5 protein-coding genes and 1 other annotated feature are annotated in these 3,031 nt (G+C 41.1%); all 5 genes read left to right on the top strand.

Going from position 1 to position 3,031, the window contains the following annotated elements:
* Nucleotides 1–251, top strand: a 251-nt coding sequence (locus K6G87_RS03965; RefSeq protein WP_330669696.1) for a hypothetical protein, incomplete at its 5' end; no start/stop codon positions are given.
* A 38-nt stretch (nucleotides 252–289) separates the two neighbouring features.
* Nucleotides 290–766 carry a DUF1648 domain-containing protein gene (locus K6G87_RS03960; RefSeq protein ID WP_296834194.1) on the top strand — a complete coding sequence of 159 codons (477 nt, stop codon included), beginning with the start codon at nucleotides 290–292 and terminating at the stop codon, nucleotides 764–766.
* 32 nt (nucleotides 767–798) lie between these two features.
* Nucleotides 799–1,353, top strand: a complete 555-nt coding sequence (locus K6G87_RS03955) for an NAD(P)H-dependent oxidoreductase (protein ID WP_296834191.1) — start codon at nucleotides 799–801, stop codon at nucleotides 1,351–1,353.
* An 84-nt stretch (nucleotides 1,354–1,437) separates the two neighbouring features.
* Nucleotides 1,438–2,232: a class I SAM-dependent methyltransferase gene (locus tag K6G87_RS03950; protein ID WP_296834188.1), complete on the top strand. Its 795-nt coding sequence runs from the start codon at nucleotides 1,438–1,440 to the stop codon at nucleotides 2,230–2,232.
* 51 nt (nucleotides 2,233–2,283) lie between these two features.
* Nucleotides 2,284–2,546 (top strand) — a binding site (T-box leader).
* 81 nt (nucleotides 2,547–2,627) lie between these two features.
* The coding region (locus K6G87_RS03945) for a class I tRNA ligase family protein (protein WP_296834185.1) at nucleotides 2,628–3,031 on the top strand (404 nt) is incomplete at its 3' end.

Genomic DNA, 3,031 nt, shown 5'->3' with positions numbered 1-3,031 from the left:
ATATAGCTGAAAATGGCGATGCAAAATTCTACGACTTATTCCTTGACGTAGTTGTATCCGAAGACGGCAAAGCTCAGACTATAGATCAGAACGAGCTAGAAGAAGCTTATAATGATGGCGTCATTACCAAAGAAGAACTCGAACTTGCAAGAAAGGCAGCAGGCGACGTGCTTGAACTTTTGGACAAGAATAAAGATATGCTCGAGCAGAAAATCATAGAATATCGCAGGATATTAAGTGAGAGTCTTTGATATTTTTTTAAGTTGTGAATGGGAGGTTCTAACTAATCATGAAACCATTTCTAACTATTCATCATCTAATACAGGAATTAATCGGTGTGATCGGAGAAGCCATATCACTTATTGTGGCTATTGTGATGATTATTACTATTAAAGAACCTGTTCCGGTTCACTATGATATTGCTGGAAATGTAGATCGTTACGGCTCTATAGGAACTATAATAATTATGCCGGTGATTTTTATACCATGTATACTAATTCTTTTGGCAGCAGTTCACATATTTCCGCTGTCGTTATGGAGCTTACCAGTAAAACCTAAGCCCGGAAGAGAAGCGCTTATATATAGGGATACTGCATATATGGTAACTTTATATACTTTGCAGACAGGAATATATTCACTTCTTTCTACAATCTTCGCGGGATTTGGAAAGACTACGTTAGTTGGAACATTAAGTGCTGTATGGGCGATATCAATGGTTCTAACGGCTTTAGTGATATTCTTGAAATGTATATTCGAAAACCGATGATGTATAAATAGATTTTATAAGGGGGATACACGATGATTCTATTTATAAATGCGTGTGTAAAAGAACATTCAAGAACCAAAAGAATTGCTGATAATCTTCTTGAAAAACTAGGCGACGAAGTTTTAGAAGTAAAACTTGAAGACATCTCTTTCCCTAAGACAGATGAAAAATTCCTTGCTTATAGAGATGATTGCATAGCAAGATGCGACTTCTCAGACGAGTATTTCGACCTTGCTAAGAACTTCGCAAAGGCAGATAAGATCGTAATCGCCGCACCATACTATGACTTATCATTCCCAGCATCACTTAAACAGTACATCGAGCATATCAACGTACTTGGTATAACCTTCGAATACACAGACGAAGGCTATCCAAAACCTCTTTGCAACGCTGATAAGCTCTACTATGTCACAACAGCAGGCGGAGCTTACGTTCCGGAAGAATTTGGCTATGGATATATCAAGGCACTTGCCCGGAATTTTTATGGAATAAAAGATTGCGAGAAGATTCAGGCTGTTGGACTTGATGTAGTAGGCGCGGATGTCGAGGCGATAGTTAACGAGTGTATAGATAAAATTAGTATTTGACTTTGCCCTTGGGGCATACATTAGACTTCTATGTATCACCTGATTTACCAGGATTAATTACGTAGCATAAGGAGAGGCATAAGTATGAAAATGGGAAGCAGCAACGATCGCGACGCAGTAAAGGCGCAGTACGCATCATCCAAAAGCCTTGATATCAGATTAAACTTCCACAATATGTATTCAACCAACAAGATGGGCTTTGGCCCCTGGCTTGTAGAGGGTTATGAGATAAAAGAAGGCATGAAAGTTCTCGAACTTGGTACCGGCACAGGCAGCATGTGGACCGGACATGACGACCTCATTGCAAAGTGCGATAAGCTTATCCTTTCTGACTTTTCAGAAGGCATGCTCGATACTGCCAAAAATAACGTTGGAGAGCGTGACAACGTAGAATACAAACAGATCGACGTCCAGAATATACCTTTTGAAGACAATTCTTTTGATATAGTAATTGCTAACATGATGCTCTATCACGTACCTGACATAAATAAAGCTGTCAGCGAGATACGAAGAGTCCTTAAAGACGATGGCATATTCTACAGTGCTACATACGGCGAGCACAATTTCAACGACATTATTGCTGAGTGGTTTGGACTTTTCGGCGAAAGCTATGATCCTAATCACCTTTTCACCCTCCAGAACGGAGGCGAAGTTCTGGGCAGAGAATTTGCCGATATAGAAGTACGCCGCTACGAAGATTCACTCCATGTAACTAATATTGACGACCTTGCAGATTACCTTCAGAGTCTCAAGGCTCTTCACGGCATCGGCACTATGGAAAGAGATGAGATACTCAAGATGCTGAAACTTCATGAAGAAGACGGCGCCATCAACCTGCAGAAGGAATACGGCACTTTTGTTGCCCGTGGTGTGAAATAATATTCAAAAATATACGGCTATTGACAAAAACTATAGCCTGTTATAGTCTAAAGCAAAGCTGTGAAAAGAAGAGTAAGTTGTTAGGAGCTTTACAGAGAGTCGGCGTTTGGTGAGAGCCGGTGAGCAAGTAACATCTGAACATGGTCTTGGAGCTGCGTACCGAGGCAGATAATTGCTTAGGCTACGACGGGTGCACCCGTTATAGTGATAGACTATCGATGGATCATTTCCCGTCCGTAGTTGATGAGACCCATATCGCGAGATATGAGTGAATTAGGGTGGTATCACGAAGCTTATTAGCTCTCGTCCCTGAATAATATTCAGAGAGGAGGGCTATTTTTTTATTAATTTTTGTAACTGTAAGTTTAGTGATCTTAACCTAAGGAGGAAATGAGATGAATAGAAATATTTTGATCGGAGGAGCATGGCCCTACGCCAATGGCTCATTACACATCGGACATATAGCAGGTCTTTTACCGGGAGATGTTCTTGCAAGGTATCATAGAGCCTGCAAAGATAAGGTTTACTTTGTATCAGGAAGTGACTGTCACGGAACCCCTGTAGCAATCCGTGCCAAGTCTGAGAACAAAACTCCCAGGCAGGTAAGTGATCATTATCATGAGGAATTCGTAGATGCCTTCAAGCGCCTTGGATTCACCTATGACCTTTATACCAAGACATCAAGCATAGAGCATAAGACCTTCGTGCAGGAATTCCACAGAAGGCTATACGAAAGTGAATACGTTTATGAAAAAGAGACTCCGCAGGCCTTCTGCGATAGCTGCAACACCTTCCTTGC

It is taken from the genome of Butyrivibrio sp., assembly GCF_024699075.1.
This window is presented reverse-complemented; position numbering and strand designations above follow the sequence as displayed.

What these genes read in the sequence shown, in the direction of transcription:
- K6G87_RS03955 (WP_296834191.1), top strand. Translation starts at nt 799, where the DNA reads ATGATTCTATTTATAAATGCGTGTGTAAAAGAACATTCAAGAACCAAA.
- K6G87_RS03950 (WP_296834188.1), top strand. Translation starts at nt 1,438, where the DNA reads ATGAAAATGGGAAGCAGCAACGATCGCGACGCAGTAAAGGCGCAGTAC.
- K6G87_RS03960 (WP_296834194.1), top strand. Translation starts at nt 290, where the DNA reads ATGAAACCATTTCTAACTATTCATCATCTAATACAGGAATTAATCGGT.